18 protein-coding genes are annotated in these 19,023 nt (G+C 69.0%); 6 read left to right on the top strand and 12 right to left on the bottom strand.

Annotation, left to right across the window (positions count from 1 at the left end):
- Window positions 1-13: 13 nt before the first annotated feature.
- The 4 genes from corA to tsaB all read right to left on the bottom strand — a co-directional run bounded on the left by corA (window position 14) and on the right by tsaB (window position 3,400).
- Window positions 14-1,000, bottom strand: coding sequence for a magnesium/cobalt transporter CorA (gene corA / locus ACN20X_RS04745; RefSeq protein WP_016449112.1), 987 nt, complete (start codon window positions 998-1,000; stop codon window positions 14-16).
- A 173-nt stretch (window positions 1,001-1,173) separates the two neighbouring features.
- The gene (locus ACN20X_RS04750) at window positions 1,174-2,148 is read right to left on the bottom strand and encodes a uracil-DNA glycosylase family protein (RefSeq protein WP_473210329.1); all 975 of its coding nucleotides are present in this window, start codon (window positions 2,146-2,148) and stop codon (window positions 1,174-1,176) included.
- Window positions 2,139-2,663, bottom strand: a complete 525-nt coding sequence (gene rimI / locus ACN20X_RS04755) for a ribosomal protein S18-alanine N-acetyltransferase (protein WP_016449114.1) — start codon at window positions 2,661-2,663, stop codon at window positions 2,139-2,141. Before rimI ends, ACN20X_RS04750 begins: the two co-directional genes overlap by 10 nt.
- Window positions 2,660-3,400 (bottom strand): tRNA (adenosine(37)-N6)-threonylcarbamoyltransferase complex dimerization subunit type 1 TsaB, encoded by a 741-nt coding sequence (gene tsaB, locus ACN20X_RS04760; RefSeq protein WP_016449115.1) that lies wholly within the window; start codon window positions 3,398-3,400, stop codon window positions 2,660-2,662. Before tsaB ends, rimI begins: the two co-directional genes overlap by 4 nt.
- Before the next feature lie 225 nt (window positions 3,401-3,625).
- On the opposite strand from tsaB, the gene dacB reads away from it, so the two are divergent.
- The 3 genes from dacB (at window position 3,626) to ACN20X_RS04775 (ending at window position 7,139) form a co-directional block, all read left to right on the top strand.
- Complete coding sequence (gene dacB, locus ACN20X_RS04765; RefSeq protein ID WP_473210802.1) at window positions 3,626-5,038, top strand: D-alanyl-D-alanine carboxypeptidase/D-alanyl-D-alanine endopeptidase; 1,413 nt, start codon at window positions 3,626-3,628, stop codon at window positions 5,036-5,038.
- Between the two features lie 264 nt (window positions 5,039-5,302).
- Window positions 5,303-6,436 (top strand): SGNH/GDSL hydrolase family protein, encoded by a 1,134-nt coding sequence (locus ACN20X_RS04770; RefSeq protein ID WP_047217891.1) that lies wholly within the window; start codon window positions 5,303-5,305, stop codon window positions 6,434-6,436.
- Window positions 6,437-6,467: 31 nt separating this feature from the next.
- Window positions 6,468-7,139 carry an OmpW/AlkL family protein gene (locus ACN20X_RS04775; protein WP_016449118.1) on the top strand — a complete coding sequence of 224 codons (672 nt, stop codon included), beginning with the start codon at window positions 6,468-6,470 and terminating at the stop codon, window positions 7,137-7,139.
- Between the two features lie 64 nt (window positions 7,140-7,203).
- On the opposite strand, the gene ACN20X_RS04780 is transcribed toward ACN20X_RS04775, so the two are convergent.
- Window positions 7,204-8,742, bottom strand: coding sequence for a CoA-acylating methylmalonate-semialdehyde dehydrogenase (locus tag ACN20X_RS04780; protein ID WP_016449119.1), 1,539 nt, complete (start codon window positions 8,740-8,742; stop codon window positions 7,204-7,206).
- An 82-nt stretch (window positions 8,743-8,824) separates the two neighbouring features.
- Here ACN20X_RS04780 and ACN20X_RS04785 point away from each other — a divergent pair, with 82 nt between their 5' ends.
- Both ACN20X_RS04785 and ACN20X_RS04790 read left to right on the top strand, forming a co-directional pair.
- On the top strand, window positions 8,825-9,775 hold the full coding sequence (locus tag ACN20X_RS04785; protein WP_133073069.1) for a LysR family transcriptional regulator: 951 nt from the start codon (window positions 8,825-8,827) through the stop codon (window positions 9,773-9,775).
- Between the two features lie 159 nt (window positions 9,776-9,934).
- Window positions 9,935-10,360, top strand: coding sequence for a hypothetical protein (locus ACN20X_RS04790; RefSeq protein ID WP_126311156.1), 426 nt, complete (start codon window positions 9,935-9,937; stop codon window positions 10,358-10,360).
- A 58-nt stretch (window positions 10,361-10,418) separates the two neighbouring features.
- Here the strand turns inward: ACN20X_RS04790 and ACN20X_RS04795 are convergent, their stop codons facing one another.
- From ACN20X_RS04795 to ACN20X_RS04810, 4 genes are read right to left on the bottom strand one after another with little or no spacing between them, the layout of a single operon-like run.
- Complete coding sequence (locus ACN20X_RS04795) at window positions 10,419-11,399, bottom strand: tripartite tricarboxylate transporter substrate binding protein (protein ID WP_133073070.1); 981 nt, start codon at window positions 11,397-11,399, stop codon at window positions 10,419-10,421.
- A 46-nt stretch (window positions 11,400-11,445) separates the two neighbouring features.
- Window positions 11,446-12,465 (bottom strand): Bug family tripartite tricarboxylate transporter substrate binding protein, encoded by a 1,020-nt coding sequence (locus ACN20X_RS04800; RefSeq protein ID WP_026062026.1) that lies wholly within the window; start codon window positions 12,463-12,465, stop codon window positions 11,446-11,448.
- 44 nt (window positions 12,466-12,509) lie between these two features.
- The gene (gene iolB, locus ACN20X_RS04805) at window positions 12,510-13,313 is read right to left on the bottom strand and encodes a 5-deoxy-glucuronate isomerase (protein ID WP_017404006.1); all 804 of its coding nucleotides are present in this window, start codon (window positions 13,311-13,313) and stop codon (window positions 12,510-12,512) included.
- Window positions 13,310-15,283 (bottom strand): bifunctional 5-dehydro-2-deoxygluconokinase/5-dehydro-2-deoxyphosphogluconate aldolase, encoded by a 1,974-nt coding sequence (locus tag ACN20X_RS04810; RefSeq protein ID WP_473210330.1) that lies wholly within the window; start codon window positions 15,281-15,283, stop codon window positions 13,310-13,312. The genes iolB and ACN20X_RS04810 overlap by 4 nt, the downstream gene beginning before the upstream one ends.
- A 104-nt stretch (window positions 15,284-15,387) precedes the next feature.
- Here ACN20X_RS04810 and ACN20X_RS04815 point away from each other — a divergent pair, with 104 nt between their 5' ends.
- Entirely contained in the window at window positions 15,388-16,284 is an 897-nt protein-coding gene (locus ACN20X_RS04815; protein WP_154836041.1) for a MurR/RpiR family transcriptional regulator, read from the top strand.
- A 15-nt stretch (window positions 16,285-16,299) separates the two neighbouring features.
- Here the strand turns inward: ACN20X_RS04815 and ACN20X_RS04820 are convergent, their stop codons facing one another.
- The 3 genes from ACN20X_RS04820 to purE are packed head-to-tail and all read right to left on the bottom strand — an operon-like array spanning window position 16,300 to window position 18,970.
- Window positions 16,300-17,298 carry an L-threonylcarbamoyladenylate synthase gene (locus ACN20X_RS04820; RefSeq protein ID WP_473210331.1) on the bottom strand — a complete coding sequence of 333 codons (999 nt, stop codon included), beginning with the start codon at window positions 17,296-17,298 and terminating at the stop codon, window positions 16,300-16,302.
- Between the two features lie 11 nt (window positions 17,299-17,309).
- On the bottom strand, window positions 17,310-18,476 hold the full coding sequence (locus tag ACN20X_RS04825; RefSeq protein ID WP_016449128.1) for a 5-(carboxyamino)imidazole ribonucleotide synthase: 1,167 nt from the start codon (window positions 18,474-18,476) through the stop codon (window positions 17,310-17,312).
- Complete coding sequence (gene purE, locus ACN20X_RS04830) at window positions 18,473-18,970, bottom strand: 5-(carboxyamino)imidazole ribonucleotide mutase (RefSeq protein WP_016449129.1); 498 nt, start codon at window positions 18,968-18,970, stop codon at window positions 18,473-18,475. Before purE ends, ACN20X_RS04825 begins: the two co-directional genes overlap by 4 nt.
- Between the last annotated feature and the right edge of the window lie 53 nt (window positions 18,971-19,023).

The raw sequence follows: 19,023 nt of genomic DNA on the forward strand, positions 1-19,023 counted from the left end.
GGGCCGGCTGCCGCTACTTCAGCCAGCCGCGCTTGCGGAAATACAGCATGGGCCCGACGGCGCTGAGCACCATGAGCGCGATGACGTAGACGTAGCCGAACTCCCACTCCAGCTCGGGCATGAAGCGGAAGTTCATGCCGTAGACGCTGGCGATCAGCGTGGGCGGCAGCAGGGCCACGCTGGCCACCGAGAAGATCTTGATGATCTTGTTCTGGTTGATGTTGATGAAGCCGACGGTGGCATCCATCAGGAAGTTGATCTTGTCGAAGAGGAAGGCCGTGTGGCTGTCCAGCGATTCGATGTCGCGCAGGATCTGGCGCGCTTCCTCGAACTGCTCGGCATTGAGCATCTTGGAACGCATCATGAAGCTGACGGCGCGGCGCGTGTCCATGACGTTGCGGCGGATGCGGCCGTTCAGGTCTTCCTGGCGCGCGATGGCGCCCAGCACTTCGCGGGCCACGTCGTCGGTCACGTCGCCGGACAGCACCATCTTGCTGGCCTTCTCCAGGTCGTCGTAGATGCCTTCGAGCGTATCGGCCGAGTACTCGGCGTCGGCGTCGAACAGCTTGAGCAGCACGTCCTTGGCCTCGTCGATCAGGCCCGGCGCGCGGCGCGCGCGCATGCGCAGCAGCCGGAAGACCGGCACGTCCTCGTCATGGATGGAGAACAGCACGCCGCAGCTGCGCAGGTTCTTGTTGTGCTCGTTGACGATGAAGGCCACGCGCACGGAGCGGGGATCCTCGTCATCGTCGATCAGGAAGTCGCTGCGGATGTGCAGCTCGCCGTTGTCTTCTTCGTAGAAGCGGGCCGATTCCTCGATGTCGTCGTCCATCGCATCTTCGGGGATGGACAACTCGTAGTGCTGCTTGATCCAGCGCTTTTCCTCGACCGTGGGCGACTCCAGGTCCACCCAGATCGGCTTGAAGCGGGACAGCTCCTCCAGCGACTCGATCTCTTCTTGAACCAGGCGGCCATTGGCCAGCGTAAAGATGTTGAGCATAGGCTCACTCCAGGTGTTCTTCTCAGGCGTGCGGGGTATCGGGGGTGCTTTCAACCCCACAGGCCAACCGGGAGTTGAAAGCTACCAACTGGGGTAGGTTTCCACGGAGCTTTCTCCAAGATGCAAAGCATCGGATTATGCAGCGTTGCGCTGCAGCATGCGGGCCGGCCGCGCTATTCGGAAGCGGCTCCAGGGGGCATCTGGCGGCCTGTCACAAAAGCCTGGGCATGGCACAGGTCGGCCCAGGCGCCGGCCTTGGCCTGGGGGGCGCGCAGCAGATAGTTGGGGTCGTAGCTGACCACGGCCGGCACACCGGCGATGCGGTGCGGCTCGGCGCGCAGGCGGCCCAGGGCCTCCTGGCGCCCCAGCACGGCGCGCGCCGTGGCCAGGCCCAGCACCAGCACGCAGGCCGGGCGCAGATCGCGCAGCAGTGCCTCCAGCGACGGTTGCAGGGCCGGGACCTCGGGCGCCTCCTGGCCTTCGGCCGGAGGCTGCACGCGGTGCAGGGCGGCGCTGTACAGGCGCGGATGGTCCTGCAGGTTCAGCGCGCGCAGCATGTTGTCCAGCAGCCGGGCCGCGTCGCCTTCCAGCGCGGTGCGCGCGCAGTCGGGGCCGGGGCGCCGGGCGGGCGGCAGCGGCAGGGAGTTGGCCGGCGGCTCCAGCAGGATCAGCCAGCCGCCTTCGCCGCCATCACCGGCCGGCGGCGTTGCCGCATACACGGGACGCACGAGGCCCAGCCGCCAGCCCAGGCCCGGTGCGCCGGCCACGGGCTGCTGCACGTAGCGGCGCGGCGGGCGTTCGCGTTCGGGGATGACGGGTGCGGGAGAGGCGTGCACGGGTGCGGGAGGCGGTGGCGCCTGGACCGGCGCCTGAACAGGCACCTGAACGCGTACGGGCGTTGGCGCGGCGACAGGCGACGATGCAGCAGGCGCCGGTGCATCAGGCGCCGGGAGGGGCGCCTCCTGCACGGGCGGCGGAACGGGGCGGGCCACCAGCGGATCCACCAGGGGCGCCGCTGCAGGCGCATCGGCGGGCGCAGCCAGGGCCTCGGACAGCACGGCGGGCGCGGTCTCGGGTTCGGGCAGCCAGACAGTGATGCCCATGGCATGCAGCATGGCCCGCTGGCGGGTGTCTAGATTCAGGGCCATAGCTTGAGGCTCATGAGCACGGCATGCTCGCGCGGGCCGTCGTGCATGGGGTAGTAGTTCTTGCGCAGGCCCACCTCCTGGTAGCCATGCGCGGCGTAGATGCTGCGTGCGCGGACATTGCTCTCGCGCACTTCCAGCCAGATCCATTGGGCCTGGCGCTGGCGCGACCACAGGGCCAGGGCGTCCAGCAGGATGCGGGCCCAGCCCTGGCGCTGGCGCGCCGGGGCCACGGTGATGTTGAGCAGGTGCACCTCGTCGAGCACGATCATGGCGACGAAGTAGCCGACCAGCCCGCCCTGGGCATCCACCAGCAGCTGGGTTTCATAGCCGGCCGCCATGGCGTCGATGAAGTTGCCGCGCGTCCAGGGATGGGAATAGGCCTGCTGCTCCACGGGCAGCAGCGTGTCCAGCCACAGCACGTTCAGCGGCTCGAAGCGCACGCTGTCCCGCTCCGACGCCAAGGCGTCGGTCAGGGGCGGCAGCGGCCGCGAGGGCTGTGGCGTGTGCGTGCTCATGCCTGGGCAGGAGGGGTCTCTGTGGTCTGCACGGGTGAAGCAAGCGCGGCTGCCGCCTTGGCAGCCTCGCGCTCGGCCGTGGTCTGCGCGACTTTATCGCGGATGTAGCGCGGCAGGGCCTGGTCGGCCGGCAGGGCGCGGTCGGCCGCCAGCATCGCAGGGGCCAGGCGCAGCATGGCGGCGGCCGTGGGCAGCGCAGCCACATGGCTGGCCTGGGGCGCCAGGCGCTCGCCATAGGCGGCCAGGGCGTTGCCGGCCACCACGGTGCCGGGCGGCAGCTGCAGGGCCTCGGGCGCGCACAGGCCGAAGTCGCCGCTTTGCTCGCCGATGTCGTTCCAGCGGCCATCGGCCCAGTGGTAGGCGGCGTGGTAGACCTCGTTCATGCGCGCATCGATCACGGCGATGAGGTCGGTGCAGCCGTATTGCATGCGCGCCTGCTCGGCCACGGCCAGCAGGCTGTCCATGGGCAGCACGGGCACGCGGGCGGCAAAGGCCAGGCCCTGGGCCACGGAGCACGCCGTGCGCAGGCCCGTGAACGAGCCCGGACCCCGGCCGAAGACGATGGCCCGCAGCTCGGCGAACTCCAGTCCGGCCTGGGCCATGAGGGCCAGGATGGCGGGGATCAGCTCGGTCGAGGTCTGCGGGCCGCCGGGGCCGCTGTGTTCCCAGACGGCATCGCCGCGCTGCACGGCGATGGAGAGGGTGTCGGTACTGGTGTCTAGGGCAAGAAGATTCATGGCGTGGGGCAGGCGGCGGTGCCGCAGCAAGCCCTGGATTATCGGTGCCCCGCCCGGCCCGCGCGCGGCATGGCCGCAATGACCGGCGTAGACTTGCCGGCCATGTTGCATCTTTCGCTGTCTTCTTTCCTTATTTCCTCGATTTCCTCCGCCTTCTCACTCGGAACGCCGCGTTCACACCGGGGCCTGGCAGCCGCGCTGCTGGCGGCGGCTGCCCTGCCCGGCATGGCCATTGCCCAGGCCGATGCGCCCACGTCACCGGCGGCCCTTGCCACCAAGACTGCGCGCGAAAGCCGGCTGCCGCCTCCCGTGGAAGCCGCCCTGGCGCGCGCCAAGCTGCCGCGCGAGGCGGTCTCCGCCCTGGTGGTGGAGGTCGATGGCCGGGCCGCTCCGCGCCTGGACTGGCAAAGCCATGTGGCCATGAACCCGGCCTCGGTGATGAAGCTGGTCACCACCTATGCGGCGCTGGACCAGCTGGGTCCTGCCCATGTCTGGCGCACGCCCGTCTTCCTGGGCGGGCCGGTGCAGGACGGCGTGCTGCGCGGGCCGCTGTACATCCAGGGCCAGGGCGATCCCAAGCTCGTGATGGAGCGGCTGTGGCTGATGCTGCGCCGCCTGCAGGGCATGGGCATCAAGGTCATCGTGGGCGACATCGTGCTGGACCGCAGCGCGTTCTCCGTCCCCGCCCACGATCCCTCCACCTTCGACAACGAGCCCTGGCGCCCCTACAACGTGGCGCCCGACGCCCTGCTGGTCAACTACAAGGCCGTGACGGTCGGCTTTGTGCCCGACGCCGCGGCGGGCGTGGCGCGGCTGCAATACGACCCGCCGCTGGCCGGAATCCAGCAACAGGAAACCGTGCCCCTGGCGCCGGCAGGCAGCGAGTGCGGCGACTGGCGCGCCCGGCTGCAACTGGACATGGCCGACCCGTTGCGCATCGCCTTTGCCGGCACGCTCCCGGCCAGCTGCGGCGACAAGAGCTGGTCGCTGGCGCCGGCCCAGCCCGAGGCCTTCGCGGCGCGCGCCATCGAGGGCATGTGGCGCGAGCTGGGCGGCAAGCTCACGGGCACCGTGCGCGACGGCCGCGTGCCGGCCGGCCTGCAGCCGGCCTTCCAGAGCGAATCGCCCTCGCTGGCCGAGGTGGTGCGGGACATCAACAAATACAGCAACAACGTCATGGCCCAGCAGTTGTTCCTGACCATGGGCATGCAGCGCACCGGCGTGGCCAGCTTCGAGGCCTCGCGCCAGGCGCTGGGCCAGTGGTGGCAGGCGCGCTGGGGTGCGGCCGAGCAGCCCGTGGCCGACAACGGCGCGGGCCTGAGCCGCGAGGCGCGCATCACGGCCTCCGGCCTGGGCCGCATGCTGCAGCAGGCCTGGGCCTCGCCCGTGATGCCGGAGTTCGTGGCCTCCATGCCCATCGTCGGCGTCGATGGCACGCTGCGCCGCAGCCTCAGCCGCGTCCAGGGCATGGCGCACCTGAAGACCGGCACGCTGCGCGATGCCTCGGCCCTGGCCGGCTATGTGGATGGCGCCAGCGGCCGCCGATACGTGCTGGTGGCCATGGCCAACCACGCCAATGCGGCCGCCGCGCGCGCGGCCTGGGATGCGCTGGTGGACTGGACGGCGCACGACCGCTGATACGCCGCCTGCGCTCCTGTTCCAGGGCCTGCTTTTGCAGGCCCTTTCCGTTGTGTTTCCGCCTCCTGCCCGGCAAGGGCCTTGTCCTGCCTGCGGGCGCCAGACCGGTATTTATCGTCTATTCGCCCGCGTGCGAAATGCCCGGTCGGCCCGCGATTCCTATCGGTACTTGCCCGGTGTCGCCAAGGTGCGACTGTCGCTACGATGGCAATCACCAAAAAAAGCACGGTCGTGCTATTCACAACACTTCACGGAGATCACACCTTGGCAAATCGTTATCGAATCCTCGCGGCCTCCCTGGCCACGGCCGGCCTGCTGGCCGCTTGCGGTGGCGGCAGCGGCGCCGACACCACCCCCCGTGCCAAGATCACCTCCGTCAAGGTGATGGGCGACAGCCTCTCCGACAGCGGCACCTTCGGCTACAAGTTCACCGTGCAGAACGCCACGCTGACAGGCGCCGGCTCCAACCAGGTCTGGGCCGAGCGCGTGGCGGGCCTGTACAACATCTCCCTGTGCCCGCGCTTCAACGGCACGGCCTTCACGCCCAACACCTCGTGCAACAACTACGCCGTGGGCGGCGGCCGCATCAACTACACCAGCGCGCCCACGGCGCCCATCTCCATCACGCAGCAGATCCTGCTGGCCGGCGCGGCTGGCTTCACGGCCGATGACCTGGCCGTGATCGACGGCGGCGCCAATGACGCGGCCGACGTGATCGGCGCCTTCCTGGCCGCTTCCAGGGACCAGGGCGCCAACTTCAAGGCACTGCTGTCCACCAAGATCGACGCGGCCACGCTGGGTGCGCTGCTGCAGCAGGGCCAGGCCGGCATGGCCCAGGCCGGCGGCCTGTACATGCAGAACCTGGCCAAGGGCTATGTGTCCACCATCCAGGCGAATGTGCTGGGCAAGGGCGCCACGCGCGTGGCCATCCTCAACGTGCCGGCCATCACGCTGACGCCGCGCTTCCAGCTGGTACTGCAGTCGGTGGCCCAGCAGCAGGGCTCGGCCGCCGCCGCCCAGCTGGAGACCGTGTTCGACGGCTGGGTCAAGGCCTTCAACCAGCAGGTTGCCACCGGCTTCGCGGGCGAGAGCCGCGTGGCCATCATCGATTTCTACAGCGAGTTCCGCCAGCAGATGGCCGACCCCGCCCAGTACGCCTACACCAACGTGAAAAAGGCGGCCTGCCCTGCCACCGGCGTGGGCGCCGACGGCCTGCCCACCTACAGCTTCCCGACCTGCACCGAGGCCGCGCTGTCCGCCTCCATTCCCGTGGGCGAGACCAGCGCCAACTGGTGGAAGAGCTATGCCTTTGCCGACAGCTTCCACCCCACGCCCTATGGCCATCAGCAGATGAGCCAGCTGGCCTCCCGCACCCTGGCCCGTGCCGGCTGGCTGTGATCGCAGTCATGCAGCACGAGGAGACACATCCATGAAGACATTCCTGCGCATCACTGCCGCCGTGGCCATGGCCACGGCCTGCATGGCCGCCACCGCCCAGTCCGCCGGCACCTGGAGCGTGCGCCTGGGCGCCACGCGCATCGATCCCCAGACCAGCAGCGGCTGGCTGAGCACACCCAGCTTCCCCGACACCCGCGTGGACGTGAAGGCCAACAGCCAGCTCACGGGCGGCGTGACCTACATGGTCACCAACAACTGGGCCATCGACGTGCCCATGGGCCTGCCGTTCAAGCATGACTTCGTGGGCAATGGCGCCATCTCCGGCACGGGCAAGCTGGGCCGCACCAAGGTGCTGCCCGCCACCGTGTTCGCGCAGTACCGCTTCGGCGAGGCCAACTCCGCCTTCCGCCCCTACCTGGGCCTGGGCGTGACCTATGCCAAGTTCTTCGGCGAGCGCACCACGGCCTCCCTCAACGGCCTGACCGGCGGCACGCTGGCCAACCCGACCACGGCCTCGGTGGACAGCAAATGGGGCCTGACGCCCCAGATCGGCTTCGTCTACAACTTCAACGAGCGCTGGTTCCTGGACGTGGCCTACTACAAGAGCTTCCTGAAGACCACGGCGCACCTGTCCTCGGGCCAGAGCGTGTCGCTCAAGCTCAATCCGAACGTCTACGCCATCGGCATCGGATACCGCTTCTGACAGGTCGCAGTCCCCAAAGAAAAACCAGCCCGCGGGCTGGTTTTTTCATGGAGGGGGACTGCGCCTACTTGGCCGTGGGCATCACGAATTCCGCGCCCTTGGGCGTGCTCTCGGGCCAGCGCTGCATGATGCTCTTTTGGCGGGTATAGAAGCGCACGCCTTCCTCGCCATAGGCGTGCATGTCGCCGAACAGGCTGCGCTTCCAGCCGCCGAAGCCGTGCCAGGCCATGGGAACGGGAATCGGCACGTTGATGCCGACCATGCCGACCTCGATGCGGCGGCCGAACTCGCGCGCCACATTGCCGTCGCGCGTGAAGCAGGCCACGCCGTTGCCGAACTCATGGTCGTTGACCAGCTGCACGGCCTCGGCGAAGTCCTTGGCGCGCACCACGGCCAGCACGGGGCCGAAGATCTCTTCCTTGTAGATGCGCATGTCGGGCGTGACATGGTCGAACAGCGTGCCGCCCAGCCAGAAGCCGCCCGAGGTGTCCGTGCCTGTGGAGGAGCCGGCCGCCTTGCCGTCGAAGCCCCGGCCATCGACCAGCAACTGCGCGCCTTCCTTGACGCCCAGGTCGATGTAGCCGCTGATGCGCTCGTGCGCGGCGCGCGTCACGATGGGGCCCATTTCCGCGGCCAGGTCCTCGCCGTCCAGCACCTTCAGCGCCTTGGTGCGCTCGATCAGGCGCGGCAGCAGCTGGTCGGCCACGTCGCCCACGAGCACAGCCACGCTGATGGCCATGCAGCGCTCGCCGGCCGAGCCGTAGCCGGCGCCGATCAGCGCGTCCACGGCCTGCTCGATATCGGCATCGGGCATGACCACCATGTGGTTCTTGGCGCCGCCCAGGGCCTGCACGCGCTTGCCGTGGCGCGCGCCCGTCTCGTAGATGTAGTTGGCAATGGGCGTGGAGCCCACGAAGCTCACGGCCTTCACGTCGGGATGCTCGATCAGCGCGTCCACCGCCTCCTTGTCGCCCTGCACCACGTTGAACACGCCGTCAGGCAAGCCCGCCTGCTTGAGCAGGTCGGCGATCAGAAGCGACGGTGTGGGATCGATGGGGCTGGGCTTGAGCACGAAGGTATTGCCCGCCGCAATGGCCACCGGGAACATCCACATCGGCACCATCACCGGGAAATTGAAGGGCGTGATGCCCGTGACCACGCCCAGGGGCTGGCGCAGCGTCCAGTTGTCGATGCCGGTGGAGACCTGGTCGGTGAAATCGCCCTTGAGCAGCTGCGGAATGCCGCAGGCGAATTCCACGATGTCGATGCCGCGGCTGACTTCGCCCTGCGCATCGGTGAAGACCTTGCCGTGCTCGGCCGTGATCGCATGGGCCAGCTCGTCCTTGTGCTGGTTGAGCAACTCCAGGAAGCGCAGCAGCACGCGTGCACGGCGGATGGGCGGCGTATCGGCCCACTTCGGGAAGGCCGCCTTGGCCGCCGCCACGGCGGCATCGACATCGGCGCGCGAGGCCAGGGCCACGCGGCCCGTGACCTGGCCGGTGGCCGGGTTGGTCACGTCCTGCCCGCGGTCGCTGGCACCTGCCGTGCGCTGGCCGTTGACGTAGTGGACGATGGAAGCGAAGGAGGTGTTTGCGGTGTTCATGCCAGGCAGTCTAGAAGTGCGCTTTCTGCCTGCCTAGGCGCTGCGCTTGAATTGATTGTTCAATTTGCTGAACAATCCATGCATGGCAAATGAAAAACCCGATGCCAAGGCCGAGGCCTTGTGGAGCCACCTGCACTGGCTGGTCGTGCTGGAGCAGCAGGGCAGCTTCACCTCGGCCGCCGCGCGCCTGGGCGTGAGCAAGGCGGCCATGAGCCAGCGCGTGGCCGAACTGGAGCGTGCAGCCGGCATCGCCCTGGTCACCCGCACCACGCGCAGCGTGCGCCTGACCGAAGCGGGCCAGCGCCTGGCGGACGACACGCGCGGTGCCTTCGAGCACATTGCCCACAGCTTCTCCGGCGTGCGCGACCTGGCTGCCGCACCGCGCGGCCTGCTGCGCGTGACGGCGCCGCTGGCCTTTTCGCGCCAGCAACTCATGCCGCGCCTGCCGGCCTTCCTGCGCGCCCATCCGCAGATCCGGCTGGAGCTGGACCTGTCGGACCAGATACGCTCGCTGGCGCTGGAAGGGTTTGATCTGGCCATACGCCACGTCACGGCGCCGCCCGAAACCCATGTGGCCTGGGCGCTGGCGCCCACGCGCTCGCTGCTCGTGGCCAGCGCGGACTACCTGGCCGCGCACGGCACCCCGTCCACGCCGCAGGACCTGGCCGCGCACCACTGCCTGCACTATCCGCGCACCCAGGGTGCCCCGGCCTGGAGCTTCGTTCCCCGCGACGCCGGCGTGGACGGCGTGCGCGTCGTCGTTCCCGTGACCGGCGGCTTTGCCGCCAACAACAGCGAAATCCTGCGCGACGCGGCACTGGCCGGCCTGGGCATCGCCCTGGTTCCGGACTTCAGCGCGCAATCGGGCCTGGCCTCCGGCCACCTGAGCGAAGTCCTGCCCGGCTGGCGGCCCGTCGACGCCTTCGGCGAACAGCTGTTCGCCATCCGCCCCTACGCCAGCCACGTGCCGCGCGCGGTGGCGGTGTTCGTGGAGTTCCTGCGGGCGTCGTTTGCGGCGGGGTTCATTCGGTGAAAGCCAGGCAGCAATAGGAACGAGCGGGTTTTGCACTACTTTCAGAGCAGTCCTATTTCCTTGTGCTGATTCGACGCTTAAAGTGCAGCGGTTGCTGAGAAATCAGTATATTCCTTTTCAACTGCGGACTGTTCTGCCTGGAATCAAGAAAGCCGAGCCATGAACCAACGCATGCTTGCTGCCCTGTGCATTGCCGCGCTCTATACCAGTTCATTAGCAGAGAATGTGCCGAAGTTTCAAAGAATCGTTGTCAACTTCAATCTTTCGGAAAAACTGGCTGCATGCTATCCGGAGCTTGCTACGCTGCAGGCATATGACTCACTTCCATTTCCGCAAGCATCCGAGCAGGTGGCGCGTATTGCATCTCTATCGAGAAACGTCACACCGTTGATTTTTCCTCCTGACAGGAAAATATTCGCTCCAAATAAATACGCAATCCATAGCATTTCCTGCGCCGATGGGTTTTCCGGCATCTGCCACTATTTGAGTGTGATGCCTACGCTTGGATTACCTCAATATCGAATGTACGGTCCATTGAATATGTCATGCACCCCCGTTATTGACCTGCAGACGGGTCTCGAGTGAGCGCTGCTTGCAGACCCCTGAGTGCGGGTCTGCGCATTGTGGCCAGCGTGCTTGCCCCTCAGGCCTTGATCCCCAGCTTATCCACCAATTGCTTGAACACCGCGTTGTCGCGGTCGATCACGGCCTTGAATTCGGGCTGGTCCAGGTAGCCCTCGCCCATGTTCTGCTTGGCCATGGTTTCGCGCAGGACGGGGTCCTTGAGGGTCTGGGTCATGGCCTTGCGCAGGGTCTGGACTACGGCGTCGGGCGTGTTGCGGGGCACGGCCAGGCCGCGCCAGCCGCCGATGAGCAGGTCGATGCCGCGCTCCTTGAGCGTGGGCACGGCTTCCCAGCCGGCCTGTATGCGCTGCTCGGCCATGATGGCCAGCGGGCGGATCTTGCCGGCCGCCACATAGGTGGCCACCTCCACGGGCGTGACGGCCACGGCCTCGATGTGGCCGCCCAGCAGGTCGAGCACGGCGGGGTTGGCGCCGCGGTAGGGCGCGTGGTTGAACTTCACGCCCGCCTTGTCCTGCAGCGCGGCGGCGGCCAGGTGGCCCAGCGAGCCCGGGCCGGCATTGCCGATGCGCACCGCTGCCTCGTCCTTGCGCGCGGCGGCGATCAGTTCCTCGATGCTGCGATAGGGCGAGTCGGCACGCACGGCGATGGTGGCGGGGTCGGCGTTCAGGCGGGCCACGGGCAGCAGGGCGTCGGAGCTGATCTTGGTCAGCCCCATGTGCGGGATCATGGTCAGCTCGACGGTGATGATGCCGATCTTGTAGCCGTCCGGCCGGGCATTGGCCAGTTCGGTCCAGCCCACGGCGCCGCTGGCGCCTGCGCGGTTGAGCACGATCAGGTCCTGCGGCAGGTGCTTGCGCGCCACCTCGGCCAGCGCGCGTGCCAGCACGTCGGTGCCGCCGCCTGCAGCGAAGGGCACGATGAGTTCGATGGGGCGCTGGGGCCAGGCGCCGGCAGGCGCTTGTGCCACGGCGGGCAGGACGGGCGCTGCGGCCAGGGCGCCGAGTGAGCGGATGAAATGGCGGCGGGATGCGGTGGTCATGTTGTCTCCGGAATCTGTTCTAAGTGTCTTTTGTCGCTGCTGCGCTTCAATCCATTTTGATCTGGGCCGCCTTGATCACGCCGCTCCACAGCGCCTGTTCCGAGCGCACGAAGCCTGCGAACTGCTGCGGCGTCATCTCCATGGGCTGTATGCCGATCTCTTCGAGCTTGGCACGCGTCTCGGGGTGGCGCAGGGCGGTGGCCAGGCTCCTGTTCAGGCGCTCAGTGAGTGCAGGGCTCAGGTGGGCGGGGCCGACGAAGCCCTGCCAGGCATAGGCTTCGAAACCGGGCACGCCGGCCTCGGCCATGGTGGGTACGTCGGGCAGGATGGGCAGGCGCTGGGGCGTGGCCACGGCCAGCACGCGCAGCTTGCCCGCGCGGATGGCCGAGATGCTGGGCGGCAGGTCCACGAACATGGACTGGATCTGGCCGGCCATGAGGTCCTGCAGCGCCGGGGCCGAGCCCTTGTAGGCCACGTGCAGGATCTGGGTGCCCGTGCGCTGCTTGAACAGCTCCAGCGCCACGTGCAGCGGCGAGCCCGGCCCCGACGAGGCCGAGGAGATGCCGCCCGGCTCCTTGCGCGCCATGGCCAGGAATTCCTGCACGTTCTTCGCAGGGAAGGACGGATGCACGGCCAGCACCAGCGGCATGCGGCCCAGGCCGCCGATGTAGCTGAAATCCTTGCCCGCGTCATAGCTCAGGCGCGCATACATGGCGGGGTTGAAGGCCAGCGTGCCCGAGTCGGCCGTGCCCAGCGTGTAGCCATCGGCCGGGGCGCGTGCGATCAGCGTGGCGCCGATGATGCTGGCCGCGCCGGGACGGTTGTCCACGACCACGGGCTGGCCCAGGTCCTTGCCCATCTGCACGGCCAGCTGGCGCGCGATCACGTCGGTGGTGCCGCCCGGCGCATAGGGCACCACCCATTTGACGGGCTGGGTGGGCCAGGCTGGCGCACCCTGGGAGGAGGGGGCTGGGGTGGATTGCGCCTGGGCGGTGCCCATGCCCAGCGTCAGCAGGGCGCAGGAAAGCCAGGCCTGGCGGTGCAGGACCATTGGGTTGAACAGCATTTTTTGTCTCCGGTGGTTTTTATGGGGATCTGTTGCGCCGTGCGTCAGCGCGGCCGCAGCATCCATTCGTGCGCGGGATCGTTGCGAAAGGCCCAGCGCCGCTCGGGCCCGGCCATGGTGTTGAGGTAGTAGAGGTCGTAGCCGTGCGGGGCCACGCAGGGGTGGTAGCCGCGCGGCACCATCACGGTGTCGCGGTGCTCCACGGCCATGGCTTCGTCGATGCTGCGGTCATCGGTGTAGACGCGCTGGAAGGCAAAGCCCTGGCTGGGGTTGAGCAGGTGGAAGTAGGTTTCCTCCAGCACGGTCTCGGCGTCCGGCGCGGCGGGGTCGGCGCTGTCGTGCTTGTGCGGCGGGTAGCTGGACGAGTTGCCCGCCGGCGTGATGACCTCGACCACCAGCAGGGACTCGGCCGCCTCGGTCTCGGGCAGGATGTCGCAGACATGGCGCGTGTTGCTGCCCTGGCCTCGCACGCTGCGGCGCATGCTTTCGGGCGCGATCACGCGCGTGGCATGGCGGCCCGTGGCGGGTGCGGCGCTCAAGGCAACGTCGGCCGGGCTGCGCGCCGTGATGCGCAGGCTTTGGCCGGGCGGCACGTACACGGCCGTGGGCGCACTCTCCTCGAACACGCTGGCGCGGCTGCCCAGGGCGCTGAACGCCTGGCTGCCGACCTGCACGTCCACCTGGCCGGTGAGCACGGTGATGCAGTATTCGAGCGGTCCCGTGGACAACTCCTCCTGCTCGCCTGCCTGCAGCCTCAGGGCCTTGAAGTGGATGTGCTTCCAGCCCGCACTGGCCGGCGTGATGTCGGTGACGATGCGGCCGGGCGCGGCCTTGACGAGCAGGCTCATGCTGCAGCTCCTTCGGTGATGTCCTGGCGCGCGTCCACGCGGCTGGCATCCCAGCCGGCGATCAGCGCACGGAAGTTGGCGGCGACGGCATCGCGCAGGCCGGCATCGTCCAGCTCGTTGCGCAGCCACTGCAGGGCCGGGCCGGCCCAGACGCTGCGGCCGATCATGAAACCCTTGACCACGGGCGCCCGCGCCTGGGCAAAGCCCTGCACCAGTTGCTCCACGGGCTGGGACAGGCCCAGGATCACGGCGCCCCGGCACCACGGGTCGCGATCGTTCACCAGGGCGTCCAGTGCCTCCCAGTTCTCGCGCGCCATGGTGCCGACCTTCCACCATTCGGGCCTGAGGCCCAGGTCGTAGAAATGGCGTATGGCGCGCAGCACGGCCTCGCCCCGGTCGTCGGGCGCCAGCGTGTCCTTTGGCGGGATCACTTCCAGCAGCAGCTCATGGCCGCTGGCGCGCGTGGCGGTCCAGACCTGCTGCAGCCAGGCATCCTGCTCGGCGCGCAGTGCGGGCGTGTCGTCGGGGTGGTAGAAGACCAGGCATTTGACGGTATGGCTTTGCGGCCAGTGCAGCAGCTCGGAAGCCAGCGAGTCCGTGCCGTCGAAGCGCAGCGGGCGCGAGCCCGGCAGCTCGATGGGCCGGCCTATCCACCAGCCGCGTCCCGTGGCGTCGTGCAGCGCAGCCTCGCCCAGGTCGTGCCGGCCGTCGATCAGCATGCCCATGCGGCCCGCATTGCCCGGGTCGCGCTCGACCTGGGCGACCACCTCGTTGATCAGCCGCTTGAGCGGGCGCAGCCGCGCGGGCGCTGCGCCGGCCTCGCGCGCCAGATCGTCGAACTGGCTGCGGTGGTCATAGGCCAGCACGCACAGCGCGGGCCACTGCGGCCGCGCGCGGCTGACGCGGTGCAGGTGGGACAGCTCGGGGTCCTGGTCGGGACGCGGATGGCGGTGGCCCGAGAACCAGTGCGCCAGCTCGGCCTGCGTGGGCATGGCCGGCGCGCAGCCATGGCGCGAGACCACGATGGCGCCGCAGGCGTTGGCAATCGCCGCAGATTCGGCCAGGCTCTTGCCGCGCAGCAGTCCCGACAGAAGGCCGGAGGCAAAGGCATCGCCCGCGCCCAGCACATTGAGCACTTCCACGCGTTCGCCCGGCACCGTGGGCGCCTGGTCGATGGCATCGGGCACCGCGCCTTCGATCAGCGAGCAGCCCAGCGGCCCGCGCTTGACCACGAAGACGGCGCGGCTGCATTCGCGCACGCGGCGCAGGCTGGCGATCAGGTCACCCTCCACGCCGCCGGCGATCAGCCATTCCTCCTCGGTGCCGATGATGAGTTCGAACGGGCCCAGCTCGGCCTGCAGCCTGCGGCTGACCTCGGCGCTGGCGACATAGCGTGTCTCGCCGTCGCCCCGTCCGGTCAGGCCCCACAGCACGGGCCGGTAGTCGATGTCCAGCACGCGCACCAGTCCGTGGCGGCCCGCGATCTCCAGCGCCCTGCGGCTGGCGGCCAGCACGCCGGGCGCGCTCAGGTGGGTGCCCGTGATGGCCAGGCAGCGGCAGCGGGCCAGGAATTCCTCGCTGATGGCTGCGGCGTCCAGCGCCATGTCGGCGCAGTCCTCGCGGGCGAACAGCAGGGGGAAGGTCTCCTGGTCCTTGATGCCCAGCAGCACCATGCCGGTCAGGCGCCGGGCATCGACCTGCACCTGGCTGGTGTCGCAGCCCTCGCGCTGCAGCGTCTCGACCAGGAAGCGGCCGTTGTGCTCATTGCCCACGCGCGAAATCATGGCCGAGCGCAGCCCCAGGCGCGCCGTGCCGAAGGCCATGTTGCCGGAGGAGCCGCCCAGGTACTTGGCAAAGCTGCCGGCCTCTTCCAGGCTGCAGCCTATCTGCTGCGCGTACAGGTCCACGGCCAGACGGCCCAGGCAGGCCACGTCCAGCGGACGGTCGGAGGGAAAGATCAGCATGCTCATGGTCATAGGCCCGTGCGTTGCGAGGGGCCCGGGGCGTGCGGGCCTCCCCATAATCGTTGCGTTCGTGCGATCATAGATCGAAATAGAAAATATTTTCCACAAATATGAAAAATAGAAAAACACTGGCCGATGCGGGCGCCACTGCGGCCTGCGGCCCTTACGCCGACCGCGCTGCCTTCCTGGACGTGCTGCGCCAGGGCTTCGAGGCACTGAGCCGCCAGCTCAAGGCCATAGGCCGGCATGTGGAGATGCAGGGCGACCGCCTGGCCTTCGACGGCATCCAGGCCACGGCCGAACAGTGCGGTGTGCAGCCTTCTGCCGTGGTGCGCTTTGCCAAGCATTTCGGGTTCTCGGGGTACTCGGAACTGCAGGCGCTGTTCCGCGCCGATGCGGCGCGCCAGCTCTCGGCCCAGCATGACTACCAGGACCGCATCCGGGGCCTGATCGCCTCGGGCAACGAGCCACGCAGCAGCGCGCGCCTGGCGCACGAGGTCATCGAAGGCAGCATCGAAAGCCTGCAGGCCCTGCAGCGCGGCCTGCCGCCCGAGCAGTTCGAGGCGGCGGTGGACCTCATGCTGGATGCCCCCTCGCTGTGGCTGGCCGCCTCGCGCCGGGCCTTCCCCGTGGGCGCCTACCTGGCCTATGCGCTGCAGCACACCGAAAAGCCCGTGCACTGGCTGCACGGCCTGGGCGCCATGCAAAAGGGCGAGCTGCGCGCGCTGTCGCCCGGCGACGTGATGCTGGCCGTCTCCTTCGAGCCCTATGCGCCCGAAACGCTGGAGGTGGTGGACGCGGCCCTGGCACGCGGCGCGCGCCTGCTGGCGCTGACCGACAGCCAGCTCAGCCCCCTGGCATCCCGCGCCACCGTCACCCTGCTGGCCCAGGACGCAGCCACCTTCGGCTTTCGCTCCCTGACCAGCACGCTCACCCTGGCGCAGTCGCTGTTCCTGGCGCTGGCCTACCGGATGGAGCTGGCGTACGAGCCGTCCCGCAAGCCTTAGAAGAGGGTGTAGGTGTTATCCGGCCGCCGCCGCGCGCAGCAGCCGGTCGCGCACGCCTTCCCAGTCCGGCGTGTCGGGCGGGGTCTCGATCCAGATCAGCTGGGCGCCGACTTCATCGAAGTCGCGCAGGGCGCCGAACAGCTCGCGCGCGGTGGCGGCGGCGTCGGCGGGCATGGCGCGCAGCGTGACGGCGTGCGAGGCGGTGCGCAGTGGTGCGCGGTGGTAGACGGCCAGGTTCCTGGCGTCGGCGCCCAGCACGTCCAGCCCGGCCTGCAGCTGCCTTGCATCCATGAGCCGGACCTTGGCGTTGGGCGCGTAGTGGGCCAGCAGCGTGCCGGAGGCGCGTGGCGTGTTCTCCAGCAGCTCGTCCTTGGACAGGGGGCGCTGGCCGCAGGCGCGCTCGATGTCGTCGCGCGTGATGGCGCCGGGGCGCAGCAGCACGGGCACGCCGCGCGTGCAGTCCACGATGGTCGATTCAATCCCCACTTCGCAGGCGCCGCCGTCCAGCACCAGCAGCGTGTCGCCGAACTCGCCGGCCACATGGGCCGCCGTGGTGGGGCTGACGCGGCCGAACTTGTTGGCGCTGGGCGCCGACACGCCCCAGACGGGCGGCTGCAGCTGCTGGCAGGCGGCCAGCACGGCATGGGCGACGGGATGGGAGGGGCAGCGCAGGCCCACGCTGTCCTGGCCGCCGGTCGAGGCCCGGGCGGCTTGGGGCAGGCGCGGCAGGATGAGGGTCAGCGGGCCGGGCCAGAAGGCGTCGATCAACTGCTGCGCGAACAGCGGCACTTCGCGTGCGTAGCGCGTGATGGCGCCGCTGTCGGCCACATGCACGATGAGCGGATGGTTGGGCGGCCTGCCTTTGGCGGTGAAGATCTGCGCGACGGCCGCGTCGTTGTCGGCGTCGGCCGCGAGGCCGTAGACGGTTTCCGTGGGCAGGCCCAGCAGTTCGCCGCGCTGCAGCGCCTGTGCGGCGGCCTGGACAGAGGCCGCCAGCGTTCCATCAAGAATCATCGCGCGGGCCTTCAGAACGGCTCTATACCCAGGATGGCAGCGGCCTGCAGGGCGGTGGAGCGCACGGCCTCGGGCGTGGGGCCGGTGACGTTCAGGTGGCCCATCTTGCGGCCGCGCTTGGCGTCGTGCTTGCCGTACAGGTGCAGGTGGCAGCCGGGCAGGGCCAGGACCTGGTCCCAGGCCGGCGCCTTGGCCTGTTCGCCGTCCTTGAACCACAGGTCGCCCAGCAGGTTCAGCATGATGGACGGGCTGTGCTGGCGCGGCTGCGTCAGCGGCAGGCCGGTCATGCAGCGCACCTGCAGCTCGAACTGCGAGACATCGCAGGCGTTCTGGCTGTAGTGGCCGCTGTTGTGCGGGCGCGGCGCGATCTCGTTGACCACGAGCATGCCGTCCTGCAGCACGAAGAATTCGACGCAGAGCACGCCCACGTAGTCCAGGCCGTCGGCCACGGAACGTGCGGCGGCCAGCGCCTGCTCGACCTGGGCCTGGGGCAGGTTGCCTTCGTAGACCTCGGTGACGGAGAGGATGCCCTCGCGGTGCAGGTTGCGCTGCACGGGCAGGTTGACCATGGAGCCGTCACGGCCGCGCGCCACGATGACCGAGCATTCATGGGCCAGCGGCAGCATTTTTTCCAGCACGCAGGCCACGCGGCCCAGTTGCTCCCAGGCGGTGGCCAGCTCGGCGGCGTTCTTCACGCGCACCTGGCCCTTGCCGTCGTAGCCCATGCGCGCGGTCTTGAGGATGCCGGGCAGCAGGCTGGCGTGCACGGCGGCCAGCTGGGCCGGCGTCTCGATCACCGCGTAGGGCGCGCAGGGCACGCCGCAGCGCACGAAGTGGGCCTTCTCCTGGGCGCGGTCCTGGGCAATGGCCACGGACGAGCCGGCCGGCGAGACCGGCCGCTGGGCGGCCAGCAGGTTCAGCGCCGCGGCGGGCACGTTCTCGAATTCGGTGGTGACGGCGGCCGACAGGCGCGCCAGCTCGGCCAGACCCTGCGGGTCCTCGTAGGCGGTGCGTATGTGGTGGTGGCTTACCAGGCCCGCGGGGCTGGTCGGGTCGGCGTCGAGCACGGCCGTGAAATAGCCCATGGCCTGGGCCGACTGCACGAACATGCGGCCGAGCTGGCCGCCGCCCAGAACGCCCAGGGTGGCGCCGGGCAGGATCACTTCAGCGGCGCTCATGCGGCCACCGAGGGAAGCGTCATGGCACGCGCGGCGGCGGTCTGCTCGGCGCGGAAGGCTTCGAGCTTCGCCCGCAGGGCCGGGTCCTCATTGGCCAGCAGGGCCACGGCGAACAGGGCCGCATTGGCTGCGCCGGCCGCGCCGATGGCAAAGGTGGCCACGGGCACGCCCTTGGGCATCTGCACGATGGAGTGCAGCGAGTCCACGCCCTGCAGGTGGCGGCTGGCCACCGGCACGCCGAGCACGGGCACCACGGTCTTGGCGGCGATCATGCCGGGCAGGTGTGCGGCGCCGCCGGCGCCCGCGATGATGGCCTTCAGGCCCCGGCCTGCGGCGGCCTCGGCATAGGCGAACATGTCGTCGGGCATGCGGTGGGCCGAGACGACCTGGGCTTCATGGGCGATGCCAAATTGCTGAAGAATGGCAACTGCGTGCTGCATGGTCTCCCAGTCGCTGCTGGAGCCCATGACCACACCGATCTGGATGGAGTTCATGTCGTGAGGGCGCCTGCGGCCCGGCCTAGTGGAACCCGCGATTTTACTTTTTT

Source organism: Delftia sp. PX-1 (assembly GCF_055797465.1).